At 45.9% G+C, this 13,988-nt stretch carries 16 protein-coding genes; all 16 read right to left on the reverse strand.

Features of this window, described 5'->3' with window-relative positions:
• Positions 1–37 precede the first annotated feature (37 nt).
• A complete protein-coding gene (aroH, locus tag ACKTRM_RS10630; protein ID WP_003153463.1) occupies positions 38–421 on the reverse strand; it encodes a chorismate mutase in 384 nt (127 codons plus the stop codon).
• Complete coding sequence (gene aroB, locus ACKTRM_RS10635; RefSeq protein ID WP_012117863.1) at positions 418–1,506, reverse strand: 3-dehydroquinate synthase; 1,089 nt, start codon at positions 1,504–1,506, stop codon at positions 418–420. Before aroB ends, aroH begins: the two co-directional genes overlap by 4 nt.
• Entirely contained in the window at positions 1,506–2,678 is a 1,173-nt protein-coding gene (aroC, locus tag ACKTRM_RS10640; RefSeq protein ID WP_003153459.1) for a chorismate synthase, read from the reverse strand. Before aroC ends, aroB begins: the two co-directional genes overlap by 1 nt.
• Before the next feature lie 71 nt (positions 2,679–2,749).
• A complete protein-coding gene (locus ACKTRM_RS10645; RefSeq protein ID WP_012117864.1) occupies positions 2,750–3,520 on the reverse strand; it encodes a protein-glutamate O-methyltransferase in 771 nt (256 codons plus the stop codon).
• Positions 3,521–3,709: 189 nt separating this feature from the next.
• The gene (gene ndk / locus ACKTRM_RS10650; RefSeq protein WP_012117865.1) at positions 3,710–4,156 is read right to left on the reverse strand and encodes a nucleoside-diphosphate kinase; all 447 of its coding nucleotides are present in this window, start codon (positions 4,154–4,156) and stop codon (positions 3,710–3,712) included.
• Positions 4,157–4,277: 121 nt separating this feature from the next.
• The gene (gene hepT, locus ACKTRM_RS10655; protein ID WP_003153454.1) at positions 4,278–5,240 is read right to left on the reverse strand and encodes a heptaprenyl diphosphate synthase component II; all 963 of its coding nucleotides are present in this window, start codon (positions 5,238–5,240) and stop codon (positions 4,278–4,280) included.
• A gap of 28 nt (positions 5,241–5,268) precedes the next feature.
• Complete coding sequence (menG, locus tag ACKTRM_RS10660) at positions 5,269–5,970, reverse strand: demethylmenaquinone methyltransferase (protein WP_003153453.1); 702 nt, start codon at positions 5,968–5,970, stop codon at positions 5,269–5,271.
• A 5-nt stretch (positions 5,971–5,975) separates the two neighbouring features.
• Positions 5,976–6,731 carry a heptaprenyl diphosphate synthase component 1 gene (gene hepS / locus ACKTRM_RS10665; protein WP_015240105.1) on the reverse strand — a complete coding sequence of 252 codons (756 nt, stop codon included), beginning with the start codon at positions 6,729–6,731 and terminating at the stop codon, positions 5,976–5,978.
• Positions 6,732–6,887: 156 nt separating this feature from the next.
• Entirely contained in the window at positions 6,888–7,115 is a 228-nt protein-coding gene (gene mtrB, locus ACKTRM_RS10670; RefSeq protein ID WP_003153449.1) for a trp RNA-binding attenuation protein MtrB, read from the reverse strand.
• Between the two features lie 20 nt (positions 7,116–7,135).
• Positions 7,136–7,708 carry a GTP cyclohydrolase I FolE gene (gene folE / locus ACKTRM_RS10675; RefSeq protein WP_003153448.1) on the reverse strand — a complete coding sequence of 191 codons (573 nt, stop codon included), beginning with the start codon at positions 7,706–7,708 and terminating at the stop codon, positions 7,136–7,138.
• 186 nt (positions 7,709–7,894) lie between these two features.
• Positions 7,895–8,173 (reverse strand): non-specific DNA-binding protein Hbs, encoded by a 279-nt coding sequence (gene hbs / locus ACKTRM_RS10680; protein WP_003153447.1) that lies wholly within the window; start codon positions 8,171–8,173, stop codon positions 7,895–7,897.
• Positions 8,174–8,547: 374 nt separating this feature from the next.
• Positions 8,548–10,026: a stage IV sporulation protein A gene (gene spoIVA, locus ACKTRM_RS10685; RefSeq protein WP_007409454.1), complete on the reverse strand. Its 1,479-nt coding sequence runs from the start codon at positions 10,024–10,026 to the stop codon at positions 8,548–8,550.
• A 185-nt stretch (positions 10,027–10,211) separates the two neighbouring features.
• Positions 10,212–10,946, reverse strand: a complete 735-nt coding sequence (locus ACKTRM_RS10690; protein WP_012117868.1) for a hypothetical protein — start codon at positions 10,944–10,946, stop codon at positions 10,212–10,214.
• Between the two features lie 19 nt (positions 10,947–10,965).
• Positions 10,966–11,169, reverse strand: coding sequence for a DUF2768 domain-containing protein (locus ACKTRM_RS10695; RefSeq protein WP_003153435.1), 204 nt, complete (start codon positions 11,167–11,169; stop codon positions 10,966–10,968).
• 320 nt (positions 11,170–11,489) lie between these two features.
• A complete protein-coding gene (locus ACKTRM_RS10700) occupies positions 11,490–12,527 on the reverse strand; it encodes an NAD(P)H-dependent glycerol-3-phosphate dehydrogenase (RefSeq protein WP_003153434.1) in 1,038 nt (345 codons plus the stop codon).
• Between the two features lie 17 nt (positions 12,528–12,544).
• Positions 12,545–13,855: a ribosome biogenesis GTPase Der gene (der, locus tag ACKTRM_RS10705; RefSeq protein WP_003153433.1), complete on the reverse strand. Its 1,311-nt coding sequence runs from the start codon at positions 13,853–13,855 to the stop codon at positions 12,545–12,547.
• Positions 13,856–13,988 lie beyond the last annotated feature (133 nt).

A 13,988-nucleotide genomic window follows, 5' to 3' on the forward strand; every position in this document is an offset into this window, starting at 1 on the left:
ACACACTCTTGTGTATTTCTAAGCTTTGTTTATCGTATTACATGTCAGTATTTTTTGTCAATGATAAATCCGGCCTTAACACAACGGCTTTTTCTAAATAGACATGCTTGATTTCATCCTGAGGCGTATCCGTCTGAACCGTCATCAGGACACGGATACACTTTTGCAGAGCGCCGGTGACATCCATTTCCTGCATGCACGTCACCGGGACGTACTGCCACCCGGAAAGGCGGCGGACCGCTTTTGCCGGAAATACGGAATGGATATCAGGCGTGGCGGATAACAGGATCTGTACAACGTCTTCCGGCTTGCATCCATTTTGTTCAATGATTTTTTCAAGCAGCTGCTGTGTTTTTTCTAAAATTTCTTGTTCGGTGTCTTGTTCCACCGTTGTTGCTCCGCGAATGCCGCGTATCATCATGCTGTTTCCTCCATTCGCCATTTGTTCAGCAAATTTTCGAGCTCATCTTTTGAAAGCATGCAGTCCCGCGCTTCGCCTAATTCCTTTAACACGATGAACTGTGTCATGCCTCCGCGCGTTTTTTTATCATTCATCATCCGGGCGGAGAGAACCGGCGTTTCAATATCTTGTCTGATGCTTCCCGGGTAGCCGAGCCCAATCAGCCATTGTGTGAGTTCTTTCCTGTTCATCTTGCAACGTGCAACCTGTTCACTCACGTAAAGGGCAAACTGCATGCCGAGGGCGACCGCATCTCCATGTGTAATCCGTCCGTAGCCGTATTCCGCCTCAACGGCATGGCCGAGCGTATGGCCGAAATTCAGAAAAGCTCTTATCCCCTCTTCCTTTTCGTCCTCACGCACGACGGCCGATTTGATTGAAATTCCTTTATAAATCATTTCATTCAGCTCAGCGCTTGTCAGTCCTTGCAACGTGTCAAACGTGAGAAGTTTTTCTAAAAAAGCATGATCGGCGATAAACGCGTGTTTGATCACTTCAGCCATGCCCGATCTCAGCTCTTGTTCCGGCAGGGTTTTCAGAAGCTCCGTATCGTAAATCACCGCTTTCGGCTGATAAAACGCGCCGATTAAGTTCTTTCCGAGTTTATGGTTGACGGCCACCTTGCCGCCGACCGCGCTGTCATGGGCAAGCAGTGTTGTCGGCATTTGAATGAAATCAATTCCGCGCATAAAAGTTGCTGCGCAAAAGCCGGCCAAATCACCCGTCACGCCGCCTCCGAAGGCGATCATACATGAGGAGCGGTCCATATGGAAAGCGATCGCTTCCGTTTGAATCCGTTCATACTCTTTTAGAGATTTCGCTTCTTCTCCGCTTGGAACGATCACTTTTTTCACGGGCCATGTTTCGTTTAAAAGCCGGAACATCTCATCACCGTAAAGCCGGTCAACTTCAGCATCGATGATGAGAAGGATCTTTGTCAGCGGCCTGTTCAGTGAAGACAAAAGGGCAGCGGCCTGTTTCCTTATACCTTCACCGATATACACGGGATATGCGGAGGAAGCTGTCCGAACCTCAAGCTCTTTCATCAGAATTCCCTCGATAATTTTTTCATGTTTTCAACATTTTCTTTAATTCGGTCGATCTGGTCAAGCCCGAATTGTTCTACGACGGCATTTGCGATTTCCCAGGCCACTGCTGCTTCAGCCACTACACTTGCTGCCGGAACCGCACAGCTGTCTGAACGTTCAATGCTCGCTGTAAACGGTTCTTTCGTTTCAATGTCGACGCTTTTCAGCGGCTTGTACAAAGTAGGGATCGGTTTCATAACGCCGCGGACGACAATCGGCATTCCCGTCGTCATACCGCCTTCTAATCCTCCGAGCCTGTTTGTGGCGCGTGTATAGCCTTTCTCTTCATCCCATACGATTTCATCATGAACTTCACTGCCGTTTTTGCCGGCCGCTTCAAAACCGATGCCGAACTCTACGCCTTTAAACGCGTTAATCGACAGAACGGCAGCAGCGAGCTTGCTGTCCAGCTTACGGTCATAGTGGACATAGCTTCCGACACCGACCGGCATACCTTCGACGATCACTTCAACGATTCCGCCGATCGAGTCGCCGTTTGCCTTCGCTTCATCAATGGCTGCCATCATTTGACGGCCTGCTTCTTCATCGTAGCATCTGACCGGTGATTCTTCCGTTACCCGTTTGAGATCCTCAATGGATGTGTAATCGGTTTTCTCTGCTTTTACGCTGCCGATTTGCAGGACATGTCCGGCGACTTTAATGCCAAGCTCAGCTAAAATCTTTTTAGCGACGGCTCCGGCAGCCACGCGAACCGTTGTCTCACGCGCGGAAGATCGTTCTAACACATTTCTCATATCACGGTGATTATACTTAATAGCACCGTTCAAATCTGCGTGTCCCGGTCTCGGTCTTGAAATCTGGCGTTTCATTTCACTTTCTTCTTCTTCTGTAATCGGTGCGGCGCCCATGATTTTTGTCCAGTGAGTCCAGTCTTTATTTTCTACAACGAGCGCGATCGGTGAACCGAGTGTCCGGGCATGCCGCACGCCGCTTGTGATCTTCGCTCTGTCCGTTTCAATCTGCATGCGGCGTCCGCGGCCGTGCCCTTTTTGACGTCTGGCAAGCTCAAAATTAATGTCTTCTTCAGTTATATAAAGCCCCGCAGGCACACCTTCTATAATTGTCGTCAGCTGCGGACCGTGTGATTCTCCGGCTGTTAAGTATCTCATTTCTTTCTTCTCCCTTCATCGCATTAACGCTTTTAAGTAAAACTATACCACAAGTTTTCATTAAATGTCTTCTATCTTTTTTGATAAAAAAATGTATCAGTGCTCTCAAGGCCGAATTTTTCCGGGCTGAAAATTTGTTCTGTACTGCCGACAAACAGAATTCCGTTCTTTTTCAGACTGCCCGCCATTTTCACATACAGCTCTTCTTTTGCTTTTTCAGTAAAATAAATAAAGACGTTGCGGCAGACGATCAGATCAAAATCCTGTTCATAGCTGTCGGCAAGCAGGTTGTGCCGCTTAAACCGGATGTTGTTCTGAATCTCTTGTTTTACTTGATAACTGTTGTCAGCCTGCTTAGTGAAATAACGGCTTTTCACGGAAGCCGGCACCTCTTGAAGCGAGCGTTCCTGATAGATGCCCCGCTTGGCTTTGCTCAGCGCCTTTTCATCAATATCTGTCGCCAATATATCAAATCCGGCCAGTCCCGTCTGCTGATTGAGAATCATCGCCAAAGTATAGGGCTCCTCTCCCGTTGAACAGGCCGCACTCCATATTTTTAACGGTTTGTTATGCTTTATTAATGGGAGAATTGAGGTTTCAAGAACTTCCCACCGTTTATAATTTCGGTAAAATTCAGAAACATTGATCGTCATTCTGTCCAATGTTTCATTTAATAAAAGCTTGTCCTTTTCCAAAGCGGCGGCAAATTCCTGAAAATCTCTGAACCCCTTCTTTTCATAAAGGGACGTCAGCCGCCTTTTCATCTGTGCTTCTTTGTATAAAGATAAATCAACGCCGGTTATTTGTTTCCACTTGGTGATAAAAATGTCGTAAGGCTCCATTGCTTCTCTCCCAATCTCGCTGTCTTTTGTCCTAGTATAGCCTGTTTTCTGTCGAAATTGTACGATTTCAATAAAAAAATCAGCCCGCGGGCTGATTTGTGAGAAACGAAAAGACAGGGCAGCGCAGCCTCTGTCTTTCATAAATGATGTAAACCTTTTCATAATACGAGAAAAAGAAAGGCTGACGGCTTAGTACACCCAGTCGGCCATTAATTTTTGATACGGTACAAGCTCTTCCTGTTTAAAGAAAATGTGAATTTCCCGCTCAGCGCTTTCTAAGGAGTCTGAACCGTGAATGATATTTTTGCCGACAAACATGCCGTAGTCACCGCGGATTGTGCCCGGCAGTGCATCTTTCGGGTTCGTTTTTCCGATCAGCTGTCTTGTGATCTCTACTACATTTTCCCCTTCCCATACCATTGCAAATACGGGTCCTGATGTAATGAATTCCACAAGCTCGCCGAAAAACGGCTTCCCTTTATGTTCAGCATAATGGGTTTCAGCCATCTGTTCTGAAACTTGCATTAGCTTGGCTCCTGCCAATTGTAAGCCCTTACGCTCAAATCTGGATAAAATCTCTCCGATCAGCTGGCGCTGTACGCCGTCCGGTTTTACCATGATAAAAGTTTTTTCCATAAGATTCTCCACCCCATCATTATGTATAGGCTTTCAAGTTGCACACCGAAATCGTAACATCTTTCTGACAATTAATCAATCCAGGGCGGAGAATGTTCACATCTTGTTCGTAAAAAGGAATTTAAAATTTCCGTTTGCCGATATATTTGGCGATGGCGGCCAATGATGAGCGCGCACGTCCTCTCGGCAGTGTATTCAGTTTTTCAAACGCTTTTTTTAAGTACCTGTCACTGACGGCCATTGATTTTTCAATCGCGTCTGTGCGTTTAATATTTTCAATAATGGGGGCGAGCTGCTCCTGTGTTGTTTCACTGTTAATTAATTTCAGCTGATTTTTCAATTCAGGCTGACGGAGCGCGTACAAAACGGGCAGAGTGACATTTCCTTGCAGCAGATCCCCTCCGACCGGTTTTCCCAGTTCCTCTTCCGTTGAAGTGAAATCAAGAATGTCGTCAATAATCTGATAGGACATGCCCACGTAATAACCGAACCAATATAATGCTTTGTGAATCTTCTCATCAGCTCCCGAAGCGATGGCGCCGAGCTGGCAGCTGACGGCAATGAGAAGAGCCGTTTTCCGTTTGATGCGGCGCAAATAGGTTCTGAGGTTTTGTTCCATATTGTATTTATCTCTGATCTGTTCAATTTCTCCGAGGCATACTTCTACGATGGTTTTGGACAGGATCCGGTGGGCTTTCGGCTCATCCAATCTCGTCATCATCTCAAGTGAGCCCGCAAGCATATAATCACCGGTATACATGGCGATGCGGTTGTCCCACTTGGCTTTGATGGTCGGTTTTCCCCTCCGCAGCTCGGCGTCATCAATGACGTCGTCATGCACGAGGGACGCCATATGAATCATTTCCAGCGTCACCGCAACATATTTTATTTTATTAATGTCATAGTCGCCGAACATGCCGGAAAGCAATACGAAAACAGGGCGGATCCGCTTGCCGCCCGCCTGGAGCAGATGGAGCCCGGCTTCACTCAGCAAAGGATAGTCTGACCGCACCGTTTGCTCAAGCTCCCTTTCGATCACATCAATATCGTCATTTAAAAAAGAATAGGCCATTTTAAATTTCATATCATTCACCCAAACATCTGTATATTCATCATTTCCAACCGATATGCGTAGCGGCCACTCCGCCGGTAAACGAATGGTATTTGACATTCGTCAGGCCCGCTTCTTCAAACAGACGCGCAAGCTCTTTCATACCGGGAAATTCTCTTGCCGATTCTTGAAGCCAAGAATATTCTTTATAGCTCTTCGCAAACATTTTTCCGAAGAAAGGCATGATGTATTTAAAATAAAGAAAATATGCCTGTCTGAATCCGAACATTTCCGGCTGGGATGTTTCCAGACATACAACCTGCCCGCCCGGTTTGACGACCCGCCGCATTTCTTTCAGCACGGTCAGATAGTCGGGAACGTTCCGCAGCCCGAAGCCGATGGTGACAAAATCAAAAGAATCATCAGCGAAAGGAAGCTCCATCGCATTTCCGTGCAAAAGCTCAATTTGGCTGTAACCGCCCTCTTTCACTTTTTTCTCACCGATGCTCAGCATATTTTTGCTGAAATCCAGTCCTTTGATTTCGCCGCTTTTTCCGGCCGCTTCTGCGAGGGCAATCGTCCAGTCAGCCGTTCCGCAGCAGACATCAAGCGCTTTTGCGCCTTCTTTTACATTCATGATCTGCATCGTTTTATCGCGCCATTTTTTATGCTGCTGAAAACTGATAACAGAGTTCATTTGGTCATAATTTTTATAGATTTTTTCAAACACGCCGTGTACGCGCTGTTCTTTTGACTCCTGCATGTTGATTACCCTTCTTCCACTTTCTGATGATATGTTTTGTCCTGGCTGATCGCTTTAAGCCGGTTCAGCATTAGGTTTTGGATTGGTGAATTGAGCGGCAGCAGCGTTTCAATGCTTTGCTTTGCCTTTCGGAAGCTATCTTCCATTATGTCAGCCTTTGATTTCCCTGACTTTACAATATTGCCGATGACATCGAGAAATATAGCATTGCCGTTCATCAGCCGCTTATATACAAAAAAATCACTCGCCAGCTCTTTCCAGCGCGGAAGATTAAAGTGGTCTGACACTCTGTGAAACAGGGCCGCTTCCACAATCGCCATGCTTTCGATCAATTGATTCAAGTCATTAACAGACCGATCGTACAGACGGATTTTATGCTCATTGATTTCTTTAATTGCCGTAGCGAGCGTCCGAATCATATAGATATCCTTCATTTCAGATAAAAGCGAATAATACAGTCCGCTGAAATAGTCGCCGGCAAGCACGGTGAGCTGCCGGTTTTTATTTTCGTCTCGCTTTAACGCTCTGGCTGTTGTCACTTCATCGTGGGTATCAAGGGCGCTTTGGACAAGCATCGCAGTTACTATGTAATTTTCTCTGTCGTTGTTCTTAATGTCCGCCTCTTCAAACAAAGCGTGAAAAAGAAGAAGCTTATCCTCATCGATTTTAGGCGCAGAAATATGTTTCGCTAAATAAGGATGAGACAGCTTTTGTTTTAATTTCATATTTAGATTCGCTAAAGTTCCGTAGATGTCTTGCAAAAATATCACCCTTGTCCCCAAATTCACATTTATTCTAATATGTATGAGATTTACTCGTCATTATTATACGCAGGTATCATTATAGCATAAAAAAAAGAAATTGGCTGTATTCTCCCGCCGTTTGCGGGCATTTGGCAAAAGCGGGAAACAGCCGGCTTATTTTTTTTCGCTGTTCATTTCTCCGTAAGCGGTCTGGATGAGGGCGTTGCCTCTCACTTTGATGGCAGAGGTATGCTCAGTAAACTGAGCGATAATCACTTCGCCTTTGTCCAGTTTTTCGGAATGGTGAAATTTCGTATCCGTTCCTCTCGTTAAACCGATGACGTTCACGCCGTCCTCGACCGCTTTAATGACGACAAAATCACTTGAATGCTTTGAATTCATATCTGCACCCTCTATCATTATTAATCCGCACGTTTAATATGTTCTAACACTTCGGAACGCGCCGCTGCGTCATCTTTAAAAATACCTCTTACAGCGGAAGTCACTGTTTTTGCACCCGGCTTTCTTACGCCCCTCATCGTCATGCACATATGCTCAGCTTCGACGACAACCATGACGCCGTGGGGATCTAAGGTCTCTACGATGCTTTCTGCAATCGTTGAAGTGATGCGCTCCTGCAGCTGCGGGCGTTTTGAGACGGCTTCCACCGCCCGCGCCAATTTACTCAGGCCCGTCACTTTTCCGCCGCGCGGAATGTAGGCAATATGCGCTTTTCCGTAAAAAGGAACAAGGTGATGTTCACACATGGAATGAAACGCGATATCTTTTACAAGAACAAGCTCCTCATGGTCTTCTCCGAAAACGGTTTTAAAGTGTTCTTTCGGGTCTTCATTTAATCCCGAGAATACTTCCGCGTACATTTTTGCCACGCGTTTCGGCGTATCTAAAAGCCCTTCCCGGTCCGGGTCTTCTCCAATCGCCTCTAAAATCTGGCGAACCGCCTGTTCAATCTGTTCTTTATTAACTTCTTTCATTGTCTGTGTCCTCCACCATTGAATACATTTAATTTCGATTCTAGCACATTTGCCGCGCCAAAAGCAAAACGAAAGTCCTGCCCGGTGACCGAGGCTGCTTAAATATGAAAAGCCCCTTTATCAAGGGGCTTTTCTGTGAAGAAACAAAGTGTATGTATCAGATGCATACACGATCTATATTCACAATTATTTTCCTGCAACAGCGTCTTTAAGAGCTTTACCTGGTTTGAAAGCAGGTACCTTGCTTGCAGGGATTTCGATTTCTTCACCTGTTTGCGGGTTACGTCCTTTACGTGCAGAGCGCTCGCGCACCTCAAAGTTACCGAAACCGATCAGTTGGATTTTATCACCGTTTTTAAGTGCATCTAAAATCGTATCAAAAACAGAATCAACTGCTTTTGTAGCGTCTTTTTTAGACAATTCGCTTGCTTCAGCAACCGCATTGATTAGTTCTGTCTTGTTCATGCCTTTCACCTCCTCCCAAAAGGGTATCAAATCAGCAGTTTATTATCATTTCTTCACAGTTCAGCCTGATTCTAAACCTGTCTGATAAAAAATCAAAGCAGGGAAGAACAGACAAGTAAACGGCTTTTCAAAAGAAAACAGACACTTTGAGGAATGTTTGTCCAACAAAGTGAAGATTTTCTGTATGTAGAGTAACACATATAAAAAGCCATATCAAGCATTTTAAAGCCTCAATCCCTTGCTCGTCAAGGTTTTCACGTGTTTTACCGAACAAATATTCCTTTTTTTGCTTTTTTCCTCCTAATCCTTGATTGATTTCCAGTATCTAAAAAGAATAAAAAAAGACCCCCCGTTTCAGGAAGAGGTCCTTCAGCTTACAAAATAATGGCGATCAGGCCGCCTGAGCCTTCGTTAATAATTCTCTCCAGCGTTTCTTTCAGTTTATATCTCGCATTTTCCGGCATGAGTGACAGTTTTGCGGAGATTCCTTCTCTTACGATAGAGCTCAATGATCTGCCGAAAATATCGGAGTTCCAGATAGAAAGCGGATCATCTTCAAAGTCCTGCATTAAGTAACGGACAAGTTCTTCACTTTGTTTTTCCGTCCCGATGATCGGCGCGAATTCACTTTCCACATCCACTTTGATCATATGAATGGACGGAGCGACCGCTTTGAGCCTTACTCCGAACCTTGATCCCTGTCTGATGATTTCCGGTTCATCAAGGCTCATATCGGCTAAGGCCGGGGCGGCAATGCCGTAGCCGGTCTGTTTCACCATTTTCAGCGCATCTGATACCTGATCATATTCTTTTTTCGCGTGGGCGAAGTCCTGCATTAATTCAAGCAGGTGGTCTTTCCCGCGGATTTCAACACCGACAACTTCTTTTAAAATCTGGTCATATAAATGATCCGGCGCATACAAATCAATTTCTGCGACACCCTGGCCAAGTTCGATTCCGGCCAGACCGGCGCTTTCAATAAACTCAAATTCACTGAAGTGGCCGACAACCCGGTCGACATCGCGCAGGCGTTTAATATCTTTTACGGTTTCTTTCACTGATTCCTGGTAGCTCTCTCTGAGCCAGTGATTTTCTTTCAGCACCATGACCCAGCTCGGAAGGTTGACATTGACTTCCAGCACAGGGAACTCGTAAAGCGCTTCTCTGAGGACGCTTAACACATCTGTTTCCCGCATGCTTTCAACACTCATGGCGAGGACGGGAATATCATATTTCGCGCTTAATTCAGCTCTGAGCGCTTCTGTTTCCGGGTGGTACGGTTTTACCGAGTTGATGACCATAATAAACGGTTTGCCGACTTCCTTCAGCTCGTCGATGACTCTTTCTTCCGCTTCCACGTAATCGCCCCGCGCAATATCGCCGATTGAGCCGTCTGTCGTAATGACGACCCCGATTGTGGAGTGTTCCTGGATGACTTTTCTCGTACCGATTTCCGCTGCCTCATGAAAGGGAATCGGTTCTTCGTACCAAGGTGTATTGATCATTCTCGGGCCGTTTTCATCCTCATATCCCTTCGCCCCGGGAACCGTATATCCCACACAATCCACAAGACGGATGTTGACATCAAGTCCTTCCGCGACATGAACGGACATGGCTTGATTCGGGACAAATTTTGGTTCTGTGGTCATTATCGTTTTTCCTGCTGCGCTTTGCGGAAGCTCATCCTGCGCCCGCGCTCGATCGGCCTCATTGCTGATATTCGGGAGCACCACGAGCTCCATAAATTTTTTAATGAATGTAGATTTCCCTGTACGGACAGCGCCAACGACTCCTAAGTATATATCGCCCCCTGTTCGTTCAGCGATATCCTTGAAAATATCGACCTTTTCCAAGTGATCCCCTCCCGGACTTCCTATCCTTATCATTTTTCATTCACCATTCTCCAATCAAATACAGGACACTATATGTGTATGACGTTGTCCTATTTCAATATGACATCTTTAGAAAATTTTCAGGCAGTCTTTTCTATCAAAATCAAAAAAACCTTTCTCCCTATTTGTATGCGCGGGAAAAAGGTTCATTCCTGTTTCGTTTGACTTTCTAAAAAAACGGGTTCCTGTTTTTCATTTACGGTGTATGTGACTGAAAAGGCCGGGACGAAAGGAGTCTCTTTCCATAAAATATCTTGAATTTCCGCGCCCGGTTTGATTTTCTTTTTGTTTTCCTTCAGGCAGCGGGCGAGATCGACGCGATAGTCGGCATAGATTTCTCCGTCAGCACCGATTAAAAGCGGCAGAGACGTGCCTGAAACCGGACTTTTGACTGAAGGAGAGTCTTTCATGCCGAGCTTTTTTTTATTTAAAGTGAACAGCCCTTTTGAAACGGCGTCCTCATAGGGAGGATATGTATGCTTTTCCTGATACATTTTGACACGCAGCTTCATGTCGCGGATTGCTTCCGCCATTTGGAGATCGACCAGCTTGACGGTCGGCTTATGTTCCACATCGACAAGCACGTATTGGTACATTCCCCCGCTTTCATAAGCTGAGGCCGGCGGCTCCTCTATGTATCTGGGCGCGAGCCGCTTAAAATCTATCGGATATTTTTGATAGAGCGGTGTTTTCATATCTTTTGTCTGAATCGGCAGAAGTCCGCCGTTCGCCTTTTTAAATTCATCCACTGCCGCTTGCACCTGCTGAAGCTGATGTTTGTAAGATACTTTATTTTCAGTTTTTTCCGCTTCAGGGTACAGACAGCCGGACAGCAGGAGCACCGCCATTGCCGTTATGACGGCCATTTTTAACTTATGCATTCCGCGCCCCCTTTTTGCTTTATTCATTGACAGGCCCGCTGAAAACGACCATTAACACGATCAATCCCGAGATGACCATGCAGGCATAAGCGAGTGAAGAAACCGCTGCTTTTATCAGTTTGTTTTTCACTTTGTACCTGCTGACATAAATAGAGGCCACCGCAACAAACATTAATCCCATAGCACCAAGCGCAAACCACATTTTCATCAATGCCACACTCACGTTCGTGCCCCCCGTCCCATCATTGTAAGCGTTATATTTCATTTTAATATACAAATGTTGAAAAGATCAACAGGTTTTCCATCTATTGAAAAAACAAAAAAAAACTGAAGCAAAGAGGGGGACTTTGCTTCAGTCAAGTTGACTATATTCACCTGTACGTCTGAGATACACTCTCTTGGACTTCGATGCTATAGTATGCGCAGATGCATACGTCTGCATCCTCTTCTGCCTAAATCAGCAAATGTTTTAAGCGATTTCAGCCGGAGAGTTCTGCGTTTTGGACTTTCGTCACTTCAGAATATGCTGACGGCATGTTATTGTCACTTCACCCGGTTTTCGAATGTGTTGACCAAGTCTTCCATCTCATGGGTTTTCACTCTGGCCATTAAGGATTCTACGGCCGTTTCTACCTTCTGCCCGTTAAATAATACTTGGTGAAGCGCCTCTGTGATCGGCATTTTCACTTGGTATTTTTGAGACAGCTGATACGCAGCTTTCGTCGTCCGCACGCCTTCAACAACCATCCCCATCTTATCCAGGACAGCTTCCAGCTTATATCCTTTGCCGAGCAGGTTGCCGGCGCGCCAGTTTCGGGAATGAACGCTTGTACACGTCACGATTAAATCGCCTACGCCGGTCAGGCCGGAAAAGGTGAGCGGATTTCCGCCCATCTTTGTGCCGAGTCTGGCGATTTCAGCAAGACCTCGGGTGATTAAGGCCGCTTTTGCATTATCTCCGTATCCCAATCCGTCTGTAATCCCCGCTGCAAGAGCGATGATATTCTTTAACGCTCCCCCTATTTCCACACCGATCATATCCGGATTGGTATAGACGCGGAAATGCTGGTTCATGAATAAATCCTGAACCGCTTCTGCAGCCTTGATATTTTTTGAAGATGATGTAACAGTCGTCGGGTGTCTTAATCCGACTTCCTCAGCGTGGCTCGGCCCTGAAAGCACGACGATGTCTTTTCTGTACTCCTCAGGCAGCTCCTCTTCCATTAATTCTGAAATACGGAGAAGCGAATCCGGCTCAATTCCCTTGCTGACATGAACAAAAATCGATTGTTTCGGGATGTACGGCAGAGCCTTTTTCAGCACTTCCCGAATGGCTTTTGTCGGAACTGCCACAATGATGAAGTCAGCTCCTTTTAAAGCCTCGCTTAAATCAGCTGTACCGATGATAGAACTTGATAGCTCCACCCCCGGCAGGTAATCTTTGTTTTCATGCAGTTCGTTGATTTGATCGATCAATTCGGCACGGTGTCCCCACATCATGACTTGATGTCCGTTATCAGCCAGCACTAAAGAAAGTGCAGTGCCCCAGCTTCCCGCTCCAAGCATTGCCACTTTTTTCATCTCTGTATCACACCTTTTTATTTTCTTGCTCTTGCAAATATTTTAATTGGCGTACCTTCAAATCCGAAAGCGTCCCGGATTCGGTTTTCTAAAAAGCGTTCATAAGAAAAATGCATCAGTTCCGGATCGTTGACAAAAACAACGAAGCTCGGCGGCTTAACAGCGACTTGAGTCGCATAATAAATTTTCAGACGGGAGCCGTTGTGCGTCGGAGTTGGATTCATGGCGACCGCATCCATAATGACATCATTTAAGACATTTGTCTGCACGCGGAGAGAGTGGTTTTCACTCGCTTTAATAATCGCAGGCATGAGTGTATGAATCCGCTTTGTCGTCAGTGCCGACATAAACAGCACCGGCGCGTAATCGAGAAATTGGAAATGTTCCCGAATATTCTGTTCAAATTCTTTCATCGTGCGCTCGTCTTTATCAACGGCATCCCATTTGTTTACGATAATGACGACGGCTTTCCCGGCTTCATGGGCGTATCCGGCGATCCGCTTGTCCTGCTCAAGGATGCCTTCTTCTGCATTCAGCACAACGCCGACGACGTCTGAGCGGTCAATGGCTTTTAACGCCCGAAGCACACTGTATTTTTCTGTTGTTTCATATACTTTACCCTTTTTTCTCATTCCCGCCGTGTCAACGATTACAAATTCCTGCTGATTGTAGGTGAACGCCGTATCCACAGCGTCTCTAGTCGTTCCGGCTACGTTGCTCACGATAACCCGCTCTTCGCCGAGCATCGCATTGACAAGGGATGATTTTCCGACATTCGGGCGGCCGATCAGGCAGAATTGAACGACATCATCACTGTACTTCGTCTCCGGAATGTTTTTAAAATGCTCGGCACAAGCATCGAGCAAATCTCCCAATCCTAAACCGTGTGTGCCCGAAATCGGATACGGTTCTCCAAAGCCGAGCGCATAAAAGTCATAGATGTTCGCTCTCATTTCGGTATTATCTAATTTATTAACGGCTAATACGACCGGTTTTTTCGTCCGGTACAGTATTTTCGCCACTTCTTCATCCGCAGACGTAACACCTTCGCGGCCGTTCACCATAAAGATGATCACATCAGCCTCGTCCATGGCGATTTCAGCCTGCTGGCGGATCTGTGTCAGAAACGGTTCGTCTCCGATATCAATTCCGCCCGTATCAATCAGGTTAAAATCATAATTCAGCCATTCCGCCGAACTGTATATCCGGTCCCGCGTCACTCCGGGGGTATCTTCTACTATTGAAATTCTTTCACCCGCAATCCGGTTAAAGATTGTGGATTTTCCCACATTCGGTCTTCCGACAATGGCTACGACAGGTTTACCCATAGTACCCTTCCTTTCAATCCAGCCGCTTACATTTTCACAAAAAATTGTTCAACCGGTTATTAAAAATCATCTTCGCTATGAAAAGAACCCTTCAAACAGAAGGGCTTAACTCATTTATTATATCAGTTTTCAC

Origin of the sequence: Bacillus sp. D7-8, assembly GCF_052055895.1 — a bacterium.
Taxonomy (GTDB): Bacteria; Bacillota; Bacilli; order Bacillales; family Bacillaceae; genus Bacillus; species Bacillus velezensis.